The organism is Streptomyces rubradiris (assembly GCF_016860525.1).
Classification (GTDB): domain Bacteria; phylum Actinomycetota; class Actinomycetes; order Streptomycetales; family Streptomycetaceae; genus Streptomyces; species Streptomyces rubradiris.
In genome coordinates this window covers 3733917-3747113 of sequence record NZ_BNEA01000015.1, presented here as the reverse complement: position 1 = coordinate 3747113, position 13197 = coordinate 3733917, and the positions used below count along the sequence as shown (strand labels likewise).

Sequence of the window (13197 nt, the reverse complement as noted above, 5' to 3'; positions counted from 1 at the left end):
CGAGCGCGTCTTTCGCACGCCTCTGTGGGTCGCCTGCATGCGCCGGTATGCGTCGTACGCGTGCCTGCTCACGCGACGTAAGCCACGACATGAGCCACTACGTAAGCCGTACGCGCGGCTCCCCGCGTGTCGCAAGCCGTGACGAAAGCCCTGTGCGTGCCCGTCCGCGCGACGCAGGTCCTGTGCGTGCCCGTCCGCGCGACGCAAGTCCTGTGCGTGCCCGTCCGCGCGGCGTGAGCCCCGACGGGGGCCGTATGCGCGCCTGTACGCGCCGGCGTAAGTCCGTAGTGCGGTGCGCCTATATGTGCTCCGTCCGTTCAGGCCGTTGGGCCGCCAGTCGGTCCCCGATGTCGCGCAGGCCCGCGAGGTCGTGGACATCGCCGGGCAGCGCGGGTACCTCGACCATCGCCACCTCGGGGTGCCGGGCGGTGAAGCGGTCGCGTGTGCGCCGCTCGCGGGCGAGCAGCCGCATGCGCTCGGCGTGCAACCTCAGCAGGCCCGCGGTGAGCCGGTCGACCGAGCGCTCCGTGTCGGCGGGGGAGCCTTCCTCGGGAGCAGGGGCAGCGGTCTCCGGTGCGGAAGATTGTGAACTGCCTTGCGTGTCGGGAGAGTTACGATGTCCAGCTTTCCCGCCCGCCTGATCCACAATGCGGGGGTCCGCAAGATTTTCCGCGGCCGCGAGCGCCCGCTCGGCCGACAGCCGGCCGGCCCCGCTGCCATGGACGCGGTTCAGCACCAGGCCCACCAGCGGCATGCTCTCCGCGGCCAGCCGCTCCACGAAGTACGCGGCCTCACGCAGAGCGTCCCGCTCCGGGGCCGCAACCACCAGGAACGCCGTACCGGGCGCCTGGAGAAGCTTGTAGGTGGCGTCCGCGCGGGTGCGGAAGCCGCCGAACGTGGTGTCCATCGCGGCCACGAACGTCTGCACGTCCTTCAGCAGCTGACCGCCCAGCAGCTTGCCGAGCGTGCCCGTCATCATCGACATGCCGACGTTGAGGAAGGCCATCCCGGCCCGGCCGCCCAGCTTCGCCGGAGCGGTCAGCAGGCGGATGAGCCGGCCGTCCAGGAAGGAGCCGAGCCGCTTGGGCGCGTCCAGGAAGTCCAGCGCCGAGCGGGACGGCGGGGTGTCGACCACGATGAGGTCCCACTCGTCCCGCGCCCGCAGCTGGCCCAGCTTCTCCATCGCCATGTACTCCTGCGTGCCAGCGAAGCCCGCCGAGAGTGACTGGTAGAAGGGGTTCGCCAGGATCGCGGCGGCCCGTGCCGGGTCCGCGTGCGCCTCCACGACCTCGTCGAAGGTGCGCTTCATGTCGAGCATCATGGCGTGCAGCTCGCCGTCGCCCTCGGTGCCCTTCACCCTGCGGGGCACGTTGTCGAGGGAGTCGATCCCCATCGACTGGGCCAGCCGCTTGGCCGGGTCGATGGTCAGCACGACCACCTTGCGGCCCCGCTCGGCGGCCCTGAGCCCGAGCGCCGCCGCGGTCGTCGTCTTGCCGACCCCGCCCGAGCCGCAGCACACCACGATCCGGGTCTTCGGGTCGTCCAGCAGCGGGTCCACGTCCAGCTCGCGCGCGGAAGACAGGCGGCGGGCCTGCTCGGGCTCCTGTGCCGCCTCGGATGCCTCGGCCGGGTCCGGACTCATGACAACCCCTGCTTCCGCAGCTCGGTGGCGAGTTCGTACAGGCCCGCCAGGTCCATGCCCTCGGCGAGCAGCGGGAGTTCGTGCAGCGGCAGGCCCAGCTCGGTGAGGACCGCGCGCTGCTCCTGCTCCAGCGTGTACCGCTCGGCGTACTCCGCGGCCTGCTCCAGCAGCGGGTCCACCAGTTTCTCGGCGTTCCCGCCGGGCCGGGCACCGCCCAGGCCCGCCGCCGAGAGCGCCTGCGCCACGGAGGAACGCTCCACGGTCCGTACGAGTTCCAGGTCGGCCGCGTCCAACACCTGCGGCCGGACCATGTTCACGATGACCCGGCCCACCGGCAGCCGGGCCGCGCGGAGTTCGGCGATGCCGTCGGCGGTCTCCTGGACCGGCATCTCCTCCAGCAGCGTCACCAGGTGCACCGCCGTCTCCGGCGACTTCAGCACCCGCATCACGGCCTGCGCCTGATTGTGTATCGGGCCGATCTTCGCCAGGCCCGCCACCTCGTCGTTCACGTTCAGGAAGCGGGTGACACGGCCGGTCGGCGGGGCGTCCATGACCACGTAGTCGTACGCGAACCGCCCCGAGCGGTCCTTGCGGCGCACCGCCTCACACGCCTTGCCGGTCAGCAGGACGTCCCTGAGGCCGGGCGCGATGGTGGTGGCGAAGTCGATCGCGCCGAGCTTCTTCAGGGCCCGGCCCGCGCCCCCGAGCTTGTAGAACATCTGGAGGTAGTCCAGGAGGGCCAGTTCGGGGTCGATGGCGAGGGCGTACACCTCCCCGCCGCCCGGAGCGACCGCGATCTTCCGCTCTTCATAGGGCAACGCCTCCGTCTCGAAGAGTTGTGCGATGCCCTGCCGGCCCTCGACCTCCACGAGAAGCGTCCGCTTCCCCTCGGTCGCGAGGGCCAGCGCGAGTGCGGCGGCGACCGTCGTCTTTCCGGTCCCGCCCTTGCCGCTGACGACCTGGAGCCTGCTCACGTCTTCGAGACTAACCAGTCCGGCCGACGGTCACGCGCGAGGCTGTGGATAACGCAGGTCACCGTCCCCGTGGCCACAGCGGCTACAGTCGGCCCATGACCAAGTGGGAATACGCAACCGTGCCGCTGCTCGTCCACGCCACGAAGCAGATTCTGGACAACTGGGGCGAGGACGGCTGGGAACTCGTCCAGGTCGTGCCCGGGCCGAACCCGGAGCAGCTGGTGGCCTACCTGAAGCGGGAGAAGCAGGCGTGAGCGCGGTCGAGGCCAGGCTGGCCGCGCTGGGCCTGACCCTGCCGGAGGTGGTGCCGCCGCTGGCCGCCTACCAGCCGGCCGTGCGGTCCGGGGCGTACGTGTACACCGCCGGGCAGCTGCCGATGGTGGAGGGCAAGCTGCCGGTCACCGGCAAGGTGGGCGCCGAGGTCACCCCCGAGGAGGCCAAGGAGCTGGCCCGCGTCTGCGCGCTGAACGCGCTGGCCGCCGTGAAGTCCGTCGTCGGCGACCTGGACCGCGTCGCGCGCGTGGTGAAGGTCGTCGGCTTCGTCGCCTCGGCGTCCGACTTCACCGGGCAGCCCGGTGTCGTCAACGGCGCCAGCGAGCTGCTCGGCGAGGTCCTGGGCGAGAAGGGCGTGCACGCCCGCAGCGCGGTCGGCGTCGCGGTGCTGCCGCTGGACGCGCCGGTCGAGGTCGAGATCCAGGTCGAGCTGGCCGAGTAGCCGACCGGTGTCCCCGCCGGCCCGGGCACCTCTCGAACAATCGCCCGGCACGGGATAGCCTCCGGCCATGGCGAACGGTCAGTGGTATCCCCCGGAGTGGCCGGACCGCATCCGCGCGCTCGCGGACGGTTCGCTCACCCCGGTGGCCCCCAGGCGCGCGGCCACGGTGCTGCTCCTCAAGGACACCCCGGACGGCCCCGTCGTCCACATGCTGCGCAGACGCGCCTCCATGGCCTTCGCCGGGGGCGCGTACGCGTATCCCGGAGGCGGTGTCGACCCACGCGACGACGACCGTCGGGTCCGCTGGGCGGGCCCCACGCGCGCGTGGTGGGCACAGCGGCTCGGCGTCGGCGAAGCGGCCGCCCAGGCGATCGTGTGCGCGGCCGTACGGGAGACCTACGAGGAGGCCGGCGTACTGCTCGCCGGCCCCGGCCCGGACTCGGTCGTCGGCGACACCACGGGGGACGACTGGGAGGCCGACCGCGCCGCCCTGGTCGCGCGTGAGCTGTCCTTCGCGGAGTTCCTCGACCGGCGCGGCCTGGTACTGCGCTCGGACCTGCTGGGCGCCTGGGCCCGCTGGATCACCCCGGAGTTCGAGGCCCGCCGCTACGACACGTGGTTCTTCGTGGCCGCGCTCCCCGAGGGGCAGCGCACCCGCAACGCCTCCACGGAGGCCGACCGCACGGTGTGGATCCGCCCCGCCGAGGCCGCCGCCGGGTACGACAGGGGCGAGCTGCTGATGATGCCGCCCACCATCGCCACCCTGCGCCGGCTGCTGCCCTACGGCACCGCCGCCGAGGCACTGGCCGCCGCGCCCGCGCGCGAGATGACGCCGGTACGGGCGACCGCCCGCCTCCAGGGCGACGAGATCGTCCTGTCCTGGCCGGGGCACGAGGAGTTCACCAAGCACATCCCTGCGGCCGCGGAGCCGACGGGAGCGGTGGCCGCGGAACCGGCGGGGCGGACGGTTGCGGGGCCGACGGGGCCGACGGGGCCGACGGAGCCTACGGGGCCTACGGCGGCCGAGCCGACGTGGCCGTCGACCGGCGAGCCGGCGCGGCCCACGGCGTCGGAGTCAGCCGCGGGGCCTACGACGGCTACGACACCTGCGACGCCTACGAGGTCCGAGACGTCCATGACAGCGACGACGATGCCTACGGCGTCCGGGAAGCCCGGGGCGCCGGAGGCGTCGGCGGACGGTCCGGCCGGCGGCCCGGCGGATTCCCCGGCCGGTACCCGCCCGGCCGCGCCCACGACCACGCCCTCCGCCACCTCCTCGACCACGGCCTCGCCCACCCCTTCGACCACCGGTGGAGGTCCCGCATGACCGACGCGAGCGCGCTGCCGGGCCAGCCCCGGGGCGGAGCCCTGTCCGGGCCGGCCACCGCGCGGGCGGTCAACGTCCTCGCGCCCAACGCCTCCGCGATGACCCTGGACGGCACCAACACCTGGATCGTCGCCGAGCCCGATTCCGGCCTGGCCGTGGTGATCGACCCCGGTCCGCTCGACGACGGACACCTCCGCAACGTCGTGGACACGGCGGAGAAGGCCGGCAAACGCATAGCCCTGACCCTGCTGACCCACGGTCACCCCGACCACGCCGAGGGCGCCGCCCGGTTCGCCGAGCTGACCGGCACGCGCGTGCGCGCGCTGGACCCGGCCCTGCGGCTCGGCGACGAGGGCCTGGCCGCCGGGGACGTGGTCAGTGTCGGCGGTCTGGAGCTGCGGGTCGTACCCACCCCCGGGCACACCGCGGACTCGCTGTCCTTCCACCTCCCGGCCGACCGGGCGGTGCTGACCGGCGACACCGTCCTCGGGCGCGGTACGACGGTCGTGGCGCACCCGGACGGCAGGCTCGGGGACTATCTGGACTCCCTGCGGCGGTTGCGGTCCCTGACGGTGGACGACGGCGTGCACACCGTCCTGCCGGGCCACGGGCCGGTCCTGGAAGACGCCCAGGGTGCCGTGGAGTTCTACCTCGCCCACCGCGCCCACCGGCTCGCCCAGGTGGAGACCGCGGTCGAGAACGGTCACCGCACCCCGGCCGAGGTCGTCGCCCACGTCTACGCCGACGTGGACCGTTCGCTGTGGCCGGCGGCGGAACTGTCGGTCCGGGCCCAGCTGGACTACCTCAGCGAGCACGGGCTGATCTAGCCCGGGCACGACAGCGGGGCCCGGCTCGTGCGAGCGGGGCCCCGGAGACGTACGGCCGAGGCCGGCGTCAGCGCGACCGCTTGGCCAGTCGCTCCACGTCCAGCAGGATCACGGCGCGCGCCTCCAGGCGGAGCCAGCCGCGCTGGGCGAAGTCGGCGAGGGCCTTGTTCACGGTCTCGCGGGAGGCGCCGACCAGCTGGGCCAGTTCCTCCTGGGTCAGGTCGTGGACGACGTGGATGCCCTCCTCCGACTGCACGCCGAAGCGGCGCGAGAGGTCCAGCAGGGCGCGGGCCACCCGGCCGGGGACGTCGGAGAAGACCAGGTCGGACATGGCGTCGTTGGTCTTGCGCAGACGGCGGGCGACGGCCCGCAGCAGGGCGCCGGCCACCTCGGGGCGGGCGTTCAGCCAGGGCTGGAGGTCACCGTGGCCGAGACCGAGCAGCTTGACCTCGGTCAGCGCGGTCGCGGTGGCGGTGCGGGGGCCCGGGTCGAACAGCGACAGTTCGCCGATGAGTTCGCCGGGGCCGACGACGGCGAGCATGTTCTCCCGGCCGTCGGGGGAAGTGCGGTGCAGCTTGACCTTGCCTTCGGTGACGACGTACAGCCGGTCCCCGGGGTCGCCCTCGTGGAACAGGGAATCGCCGCGTGCGAGGGTCACCTCACTCATGGAGGCGCGAAGCTCCGCGGCCTGCTCGTCGTCGAGAGCCGCGAAGAGCGGGTTGCGCCGCAGAACGTCGTCCACGAGTTCTCTCCTTGTCGACCTGCTCAGGGGATCTTGCTCCCCCGTGTGCCAGGGGACCGTGTTCCCCATTTTGCCGGACGGTCCAAACAGTGTGATCTGTCACAAGGATGCCGCACCCGTCTCCCGGGGTAAGCGTCAGGGGTCCGATCGGGGGCCGCTCCGCCGGGTCCGGGGCGGATGTCGGTGCCGGGCTTTAGGCTGGCCGGGTGTCCAAATCGCCGGTGACAGCACAGGACAAGGGGGCTGGACGGGTGGTTGTACGTCGCGATTCCGCTGTGGGCGAACGCGCGCCTGATGGAAGTAGTAAAACAGGCAAATCGGCTAAAAAGGCTGTCGGGGCGGAGGGGGAGACCTCACCCGCGAAGAAGGCGGCGAAGAAGGTCACGAAGCGGGCCGCGAACCCCGCCGAGACACCTGCTGAGAAGCCCGTCGAGAAATCCCCCGGGACGCCCGCCGGGAAGAAACCGGCACCGGCGGCCAAGAAACCGGCACCGGCGGCCAAGAAGACGGCTCCCGGCAAGAAGGCCGCGTCCGCGAAGAAGACGCCCGCCGCGAAGAAGACGCCCGCCGCCAAGAAGACCGCGCCTTCCGAGACCGCCGCCACGAAGACGACCTCCGCCAAGAAGACCGCGGTCGCCAAGAAGGTGAAGCCGGCCGACGTGGTCCTCCCCGCCGAAGCCGTCGTCGAGAAGGCCGCGCCCGTCAAGAAGATCGCCGTCCGGCCGCCGGGCGGCGAGTCCCCCACCGCCCTGGTCCGGCGTGCCCGCCGCATCAACCGCGAGCTGGCCGAGGTGTACCCCTACGCCCACCCCGAGCTGGACTTCGAGAACCCCTTCCAGCTGCTGGTCGCCACCGTGCTGTCGGCCCAGACCACCGACCTGCGCGTCAACCAGACCACCCCGGCGCTCTTCGCCCGGTACCCCACCCCGGAGGACCTCGCCGCAGCCGACCCGGACGAGGTCGAGCAGATCCTGCGGCCCTGTGGCTTCTTCCGGGCCAAGACGAGGTCGGTCATAGGGCTCTCCAAGTCGCTCGTCGAGAACTTCGACGGCGAGGTGCCCGGACGGCTGGAGGACCTGGTCACGCTGCCCGGCGTGGGCCGCAAGACGGCCTTCGTCGTCCTCGGCAACGCCTACGGCCGCCCCGGGATCACCGTCGACACCCACTTCCAGCGGCTCGTGCGGCGCTGGAAGTGGACCGACGAGACCGACCCCGACAAGATCGAGGCCGCCGTCGGCGCGCTCTTCCCGAAGAGCGAGTGGACCGACCTGTCCCACCACGTCATCTGGCACGGCCGGCGCATCTGCCACGCCCGCAAGCCCGCCTGCGGCGCCTGCCCCATCGCCCCGCTGTGCCCCGCGTACGGCGAGGGCGAGACCGACCCGGAGAAGGCGAAGAAGCTGCTCAAGTACGAGAAGGGCGGCTTCCCGGGCCAGCGCCTGAACCCGCCGCAGGCCTATCTCGACGCCGGCGGCAGACCGGCGCCGCCCCTGGGGGCCGCGTGACGGAACGATCTCGGTGTCCTCGGGCGTTGGAGAGGGCAGGACGACGGGGGTGGCGATGACGAGGACGAGCGGCACGCAGGACGGTCCGCTGACGCTCAGCGGCGCGGGGCTGCCGGACTGGCTGGCGCCGGTCCTGCGCGTCGCGGAGACGGTCGAGCCGGCGCAGATGAGCCACTTCCTGCCGCCGGAGAACGGCTCGGGACGGCAGTCGGCTGTGCTGATCCTGTTCGGCGAGGGCGAGCGCGGCCCGGAGCTGCTGCTCATGGAGCGCGCGAGCTCCCTGCGCTCGCACCCCGGCCAGCCGTCCTTCCCGGGCGGCGCGCTGGACCCGGAGGACGGCGATCCGCGGGGCGACGGGCCGCTGCGGGCCGCGCTGCGCGAGGCGCGCGAGGAGACCGGTCTTGACCCGTCGGGCGTGCAGCTCTTCGGCGTGCTGCCCCGGCTGTACATCCCGGTCAGCCGCTTCGTCGTCACACCCGTGCTGGGCTGGTGGCGCGAGCCCAGCCCGGTCGGCGTGGTCGACCCGAACGAGACGGCCCGGGTCTTCACCGTGCCCGTGGCGGATCTCACGGACCCCGCCAACCGCGCCACCGCCGTCCACCCCAGGGGCCACAGCGGCCCGGCGTTCCTGGTCGCATCGGCTCTGGTGTGGGGCTTCACGGCCGGGGTGATCGACCGCCTGCTGCACTTCGCGGGCTGGGAGCGTCCCTGGGACCGGGGCAAGCGGGTCCCGCTCGACTGGCGCGCGTGACAGGGTGATCCCCGTGCTGAATCCCCGGGGGGCGGCCCCGGGGCCCGGCCGAGCTGCTGGGAGCGGAGTGAGTAGGCGAGGCCTGAAGCAGTGAACGTGCTGGACATCCTGTTGCTCGTCGCGGCCGTGTGGTTCGCGGTGGTGGGTTACCGCCAGGGCTTCGTCGTCGGCATCCTGTCGGTGACCGGGTTCCTCGGCGGCGGTCTGCTCGCCGTGTACACGCTGCCCGTGATCTGGGACGCCACGACCGGCAAGGAGGAGGTCGGCACCACCGCCGCCGTCGTGGCCGTGATCGTCGTGATCGTCTGCGCCTCCGTGGGCCAGGCCCTGACCACCCACCTGGGCAACAAGCTGCGCCGGCACATCACCTGGTCCCCGGCCCGCGCCCTGGACGCCACCGGCGGCGCCCTGGTCAACGTCGTCGCGATGCTCCTGGTGGCCTGGCTGATCGGGTCCGCCCTGGCCGGTACGACCCTGCCCACGCTCGGCAAGGAGGTCCGGGGCTCCAAGGTGCTGCTCGGTGTGTCCCGGGCGCTGCCCGAGCAGGCCGACACCTGGTTCGCGGACTTCTCCTCGGTGCTCGCGCAGAACGGCTTCCCGCAGGTCTTCAGCCCGTTCGCCGACGAGCCGATCAAGGACGTGCTGCCGCCCGACCCGGCCCTCGCGGGCAGCCCGGTCGCCCAGCGCGCCCGCAACTCCATCGTCAAGGTCACCGGCACCGCCCACAGCTGCGGCAAGGTCCTGGAGGGCACCGGCTTCGTGTTCGCCGACCGGCGCGTGATGACCAACGCGCACGTGGTCGGCGGTGTCGACGAGCCGCGGGTGCAGATAGGCGGCGAGGGCCGCAAGTACGACGCCCGGGTCGTGCTGTACGACTGGGAGCGCGACATCGCCGTGCTCGACGTGCCCGACCTGCGCGCGACCGCCCTGCGGTTCACCCGTGAGGACGCGGCCGGAGGGGACGGCGCGATCGTCGCGGGCTTCCCGGAGAACGGCGCGTACGACGTGCGCGCCGCGCGCGTGCGCGGGCGCATCACGGCCAGCGGCGCGGACATCTACCACCGCGGCACGGTCCGCCGCGATGTCTATTCCTTGTACGCCGTCGTCCGGCAGGGCAACTCCGGTGGCCCGCTGCTCACTCCGGACGGGGAGGTGTACGGCGTGGTGTTCGCCAAGTCACTCGACGACGCGGACACGGGGTACGCGCTGACGGCGGACGAGATCCGGGCCGACATCGAGCGGGGTCGCACGGCGAACGAGCAGGTGGGCACGGACAGCTGCGCCCTGTAGGGCGGCGCGGTGGCGGTCAGCCCCGCGGGTGACGCAGACGTACCGAGACCCAGCGGGCCCGGCGGCGCAGGATGCGCGGAATCCCCACCCTGGGGTCTGCCACCGCGAGTTGCGGTGTGACCCGCTGGGGCGTGCCCGGGCCCGTGGCCGAGCGGCGGTTGCGGGGTGCGTCACTGTAGTCGTGCGTCCAGCCCATACCCCGACGTGTGCCCCCGCCCAAAGGTCGATAACCGCCCGCGCGCCCCCTAATTGGCCTATGCGCAAGGCATGTGGCGTCTCACGGGGCACGGGTGGGGAGCCGGATGCCGAACGCACCGGAAACCGCCCCCGACGGTCACCGGTCCGGCTCGGGATCCTTCAGCCAGTTGACCAGTTCCGCGGAGAACGCGGCCGGGTCCTCCTCGTGCGGGAAGTGCCCGAGACCGTCGAACAGGCGCCAGCGGTACGGGGCTTCGACGTACTCCCCGGAACCGGCCGCGCTGCGGGTCCGGGTCACCGGGTCCAGCGAGCCGTGCAGATGCAGCGTCGGCACCCGTACGGGCCGCTTCATCCTGCGGTAGAACTGCACACCGTCGGGGCGGGCCAGGGAGCGCACCAGCCAGCGGTACGGCTCGATGGAGCAGTGCGCCGTGGAGGGGATGCACATGGCCCGCTGGTACGTCTCCACGTCCGCGTCCTCCGGCGGCCGCGGCCCGGACCAGTCCCGGATCAGCCGGCCCACCAGCGCGCCCCCGTCGGCGGTCAGTTGGCGCTCGGGCAGCCACGGCCGCTGGAATCCCCAGATGTAGGAGCTGGCGGCCGTCTGCCGGGCGTCCCGCAGCATCGCCGCGCGCCAACGCCGCGGGTGCGGCATGGACACCACCGCCAGGCGCCGGACCAGCTTGGGCCGCATGGCCGCCGCCGTCCACGCCAGGTAGCCGCCGAGGTCGTGGCCGACCAGCGCGGCGTCGGGCTCGCCGAGCGAGCGGATCACCCCGGTGACGTCCAGCGCCAGGTTGGCCGGGTCGTACCCGCGGGGCGTGCGGTCGCTGCCGCCGACGCCCCGCAGGTCCATCGCCACCGCCCGGTAGCCCGCGCCGGCGAGCGCGGTCAACTGGTGCCGCCACGTCCACCAGAACTGCGGGAAACCGTGCAGGAGCAGCACCAGGGGCCCGTCGCCCAGCTCCGCGATGTGGAAGCGGGCGCCGTTGGCGGCGACATCCCGGTGCGTGACCCGTGTCCCGTCCGGGAGGTCGATCCGTACGGGCGAGGGGGCGGCTGGGTCCGTCATGACGACGAGCGTGCCACAGCCTCGATGGCGGCGGGAGCCGGTTCCCCGGGCAGCTCCGGACGCGGGTGCGGCTTGGCGTTCTGCAGGACGCCCGCCGACTCCTTCATCGAGGCGGCCACCTTCTGCGGGCCCTTGCCCTTCTTGGCCTTCTTCGCGAACACCACGCCGATGAGCCCGAGCAGGCCGGCGACCAGCACGTTGGCCGCGAAGGACAGCACGAAGCAGATCGCCAGGTTCCAGTGGCTCCAGGTGCGGATGCCGTACGCCAGGGCGAAGTTGAGCATCGGCAGGGAGAACACCAGGACCGCGCCCGCCATGGAGAAGGCGCCGCCGCTCACCGCGCCGCGCTTCACGTCCTGCTTGAGCTGGGCCTTGGCCAGCGCGATCTCGTCGTGCACCAGCGCCGACAATTCGGTCGTCGCCGAGGCGAACAGCTGGCCGATACTGCGTTCGGCGCCGACCGGGCTGCCGTCGGGTGCGCTCATCGCGTTCTCCCTCAGAGGTCTCGTGCCACACATGTGCTGTGGGGACGGCCGTGCTGCTCGTACGGCCGTCCGGGTAGCCGTCGCGCGCGTGCGGCCGTCTTGTTTTGTACCGTCTCGTCAGATCATGCCGGACGGTCGCCCTCCTCGCCTGCCCCGCCCGGCACTTCCGCAAGCCCGCGGCGTGCCTCGGCGGCCAGCCGCCGGTGCTCGGCGGCCTTGCGCTCGTGGATCTCGGCCATCCGGAGGTGGTACGCCGGGTTGCCCTGTTCGTAGACGTCCGGGATGCCGTCGAGGTCCTCGTCGCGCTCCTCTTCCTCGCACAGCCTGCGGTACCGGTCGTTGCGCAGCTTCAGCAGCATCGTCGCGCACAGCGCCGCGATCAGCGATCCGATGAGGACGGCCGCCTTCACCTCGCCGGTCAGTACGGTGTCGCCCCCGAAGGCCAGCTCGCCGATCAGCAGTGACACCGTGAAGCCGATCCCGGCGAGCGAGGACATCGCGAAGACGTCGGCCCACGCCAGCTCCTCGCTGAGCCGCGCGCGGGTGAAGCGGACGGTCAGCCAGGTGCCGCCGAAGATCCCGATCGTCTTGCCCACGACCAGGCCGAGGACGACACCGAGCGTCTCGGGCTTCGCGAACACGTCCCCGAGCGCCCCGCCGGATATCGACACGCCTGCGCTGAACAGGGCGAACAGCGGTACGGCGAGCCCGGCCGACAGGGGCCGCACCAGATGCTCGATGTGCTCGCCCGGCGAGTGCTGCTCACCCTCCCGGGTGGTGCAGCGCAGCATCAGGCCCATCGCCACACCGGCGATGGTGGCGTGCACGCCGCTGTTGTACATCAGCGCCCAGGTGACGACGGCGAGCGGTATGTACACGTACCAGCCGCGTACGCCCTTGCGCAGCAGCAGCCAGAAGACGGCGAGCCCGGCGGCGGCCCCGCCGAGGGCGGCGAGGTTCAGCTGGTCGGTGAAGAAGATGGCGATGATCAGTATCGCGAAGAGGTCGTCGACGACCGCCAGGGTGAGCAGGAAGGCGCGCAGGGCGCTGGGCAGGGAGGTGCCGATGACCGCGAGCACGGCGAGCGCGAAGGCGATGTCGGTGGCGGTGGGCACGGCCCAGCCCTGGAGGGAGCCGTTCCCGGCGAGGTTGGTGAGCGTGTAGACGAGCGCGGGGGCGGCCATTCCGCACAGGGCCGCCACCACGGGCAGCACGGCCGCCTTCGGGTCGCGCAGGTCCCCGGCGACCAGCTCGCGCTTGAGTTCGATGCCGGCGACGAAGAAGAACAGCGCGAGCAGCCCGTCGGCGGCCCAGTGGGCGACGGACAGGTTCAGGCCTATCGCGCCGGGGCCGAGGTGGAAGTGGCTGACCGTCTCATAGCTGTGGCGCAGTCCGGGGACGTTCGCCCAGAGCAGCGCGGCCACGGCGGCCAGGAGCAGCAGGACACCACCGACGGTCTCGGTGCGCAGCGCGTCCGCGATGAAGGTCCGCTCGGGCAGGGACAGGCGTCCGAGGGCCTTGCGGACGGTGGTGGGGGTGCGGGGCGCGGTCACGGGAGACCTCCGGAGGCAGGCAGGCGGAATCACATGCCGACCAGACTTCCCGGCGCACCTGATGTGTCACGTGCCGCGACACTTTCCTTAGTTTACCTAAAGTAGCGTGCGCCGGT

General features: G+C 72.4%; 13 protein-coding genes and 1 pseudogene. 7 read left to right on the top strand and 7 right to left on the bottom strand.

Annotated elements, in window-relative coordinates:
- Window positions 1–298: 298 nt before the first annotated feature.
- Together Srubr_RS29790 and Srubr_RS29785 are read right to left on the bottom strand one after the other, a co-directional pair.
- On the bottom strand, window positions 299–1642 hold the full coding sequence (locus Srubr_RS29790; RefSeq protein ID WP_189997909.1) for an ArsA family ATPase: 1344 nt from the start codon (window positions 1640–1642) through the stop codon (window positions 299–301).
- Window positions 1639–2616 (bottom strand): ArsA family ATPase, encoded by a 978-nt coding sequence (locus Srubr_RS29785; RefSeq protein ID WP_189997908.1) that lies wholly within the window; start codon window positions 2614–2616, stop codon window positions 1639–1641. Before Srubr_RS29785 ends, Srubr_RS29790 begins: the two co-directional genes overlap by 4 nt.
- A 95-nt stretch (window positions 2617–2711) precedes the next feature.
- Here Srubr_RS29785 and Srubr_RS29780 point away from each other — a divergent pair, with 95 nt between their 5' ends.
- The 4 genes and pseudogenes from Srubr_RS29780 (at window position 2712) to Srubr_RS29765 (ending at window position 5485) form a co-directional block, all read left to right on the top strand.
- Complete coding sequence (locus Srubr_RS29780) at window positions 2712–2870, top strand: DUF4177 domain-containing protein (protein WP_086024262.1); 159 nt, start codon at window positions 2712–2714, stop codon at window positions 2868–2870.
- Window positions 2867–3331 carry a RidA family protein gene (locus tag Srubr_RS29775; protein ID WP_189997907.1) on the top strand — a complete coding sequence of 155 codons (465 nt, stop codon included), beginning with the start codon at window positions 2867–2869 and terminating at the stop codon, window positions 3329–3331. The genes Srubr_RS29780 and Srubr_RS29775 overlap by 4 nt, the downstream gene beginning before the upstream one ends.
- A gap of 67 nt (window positions 3332–3398) precedes the next feature.
- Window positions 3399–4280 (top strand): annotated as a pseudogene (locus tag Srubr_RS29770) (NUDIX hydrolase); the annotation flags it as partial.
- Between the two features lie 374 nt (window positions 4281–4654).
- The gene (locus Srubr_RS29765) at window positions 4655–5485 is read left to right on the top strand and encodes an MBL fold metallo-hydrolase (protein WP_189997906.1); all 831 of its coding nucleotides are present in this window, start codon (window positions 4655–4657) and stop codon (window positions 5483–5485) included.
- A 67-nt stretch (window positions 5486–5552) separates the two neighbouring features.
- Here Srubr_RS29765 and Srubr_RS29760 read toward each other — a convergent pair whose 3' ends face one another.
- Window positions 5553–6227 (bottom strand): Crp/Fnr family transcriptional regulator, encoded by a 675-nt coding sequence (locus Srubr_RS29760; RefSeq protein ID WP_014674022.1) that lies wholly within the window; start codon window positions 6225–6227, stop codon window positions 5553–5555.
- Between the two features lie 275 nt (window positions 6228–6502).
- On the opposite strand from Srubr_RS29760, the gene nth reads away from it, so the two are divergent.
- From nth to Srubr_RS29745, 3 genes are all read left to right on the top strand, one after another.
- Window positions 6503–7732 (top strand): endonuclease III, encoded by a 1230-nt coding sequence (nth, locus tag Srubr_RS29755; RefSeq protein ID WP_189997905.1) that lies wholly within the window; start codon window positions 6503–6505, stop codon window positions 7730–7732.
- Between the two features lie 55 nt (window positions 7733–7787).
- The gene (locus tag Srubr_RS29750) at window positions 7788–8483 is read left to right on the top strand and encodes an NUDIX hydrolase (protein ID WP_189997904.1); all 696 of its coding nucleotides are present in this window, start codon (window positions 7788–7790) and stop codon (window positions 8481–8483) included.
- Window positions 8484–8573: 90 nt separating this feature from the next.
- Complete coding sequence (locus tag Srubr_RS29745) at window positions 8574–9773, top strand: MarP family serine protease (protein ID WP_189997903.1); 1200 nt, start codon at window positions 8574–8576, stop codon at window positions 9771–9773.
- Window positions 9774–9789: 16 nt separating this feature from the next.
- Here the strand turns inward: Srubr_RS29745 and Srubr_RS41060 are convergent, their stop codons facing one another.
- From Srubr_RS41060 to nhaA, 4 genes are all read right to left on the bottom strand, one after another.
- Window positions 9790–9969 (bottom strand): hypothetical protein, encoded by a 180-nt coding sequence (locus Srubr_RS41060; RefSeq protein WP_229926881.1) that lies wholly within the window; start codon window positions 9967–9969, stop codon window positions 9790–9792.
- Between the two features lie 138 nt (window positions 9970–10107).
- Complete coding sequence (locus Srubr_RS29740; RefSeq protein WP_189997902.1) at window positions 10108–11043, bottom strand: alpha/beta fold hydrolase; 936 nt, start codon at window positions 11041–11043, stop codon at window positions 10108–10110.
- Window positions 11040–11528: a phage holin family protein gene (locus Srubr_RS29735; protein WP_030606372.1), complete on the bottom strand. Its 489-nt coding sequence runs from the start codon at window positions 11526–11528 to the stop codon at window positions 11040–11042. Before Srubr_RS29735 ends, Srubr_RS29740 begins: the two co-directional genes overlap by 4 nt.
- A 122-nt stretch (window positions 11529–11650) precedes the next feature.
- Window positions 11651–13081, bottom strand: coding sequence for a Na+/H+ antiporter NhaA (gene nhaA / locus Srubr_RS29730; protein ID WP_189997901.1), 1431 nt, complete (start codon window positions 13079–13081; stop codon window positions 11651–11653).
- Window positions 13082–13197 lie beyond the last annotated feature (116 nt).

Coding starts and splice junctions, on each gene's coding strand:
- Srubr_RS41060 (WP_229926881.1), bottom strand. CDS start 9,969: ATGGGCTGGACGCACGACTACAGTGACGCACCCCGCAACCGCCGCTCG.
- Srubr_RS29790 (WP_189997909.1), bottom strand. CDS start 1,642: ATGAGTCCGGACCCGGCCGAGGCATCCGAGGCGGCACAGGAGCCCGAG.
- Srubr_RS29740 (WP_189997902.1), bottom strand. CDS start 11,043: ATGACGGACCCAGCCGCCCCCTCGCCCGTACGGATCGACCTCCCGGAC.
- Srubr_RS29750 (WP_189997904.1), top strand. CDS start 7,788: ATGACGAGGACGAGCGGCACGCAGGACGGTCCGCTGACGCTCAGCGGC.
- Srubr_RS29735 (WP_030606372.1), bottom strand. CDS start 11,528: ATGAGCGCACCCGACGGCAGCCCGGTCGGCGCCGAACGCAGTATCGGC.
- Srubr_RS29765 (WP_189997906.1), top strand. CDS start 4,655: ATGACCGACGCGAGCGCGCTGCCGGGCCAGCCCCGGGGCGGAGCCCTG.
- Srubr_RS29780 (WP_086024262.1), top strand. CDS start 2,712: ATGACCAAGTGGGAATACGCAACCGTGCCGCTGCTCGTCCACGCCACG.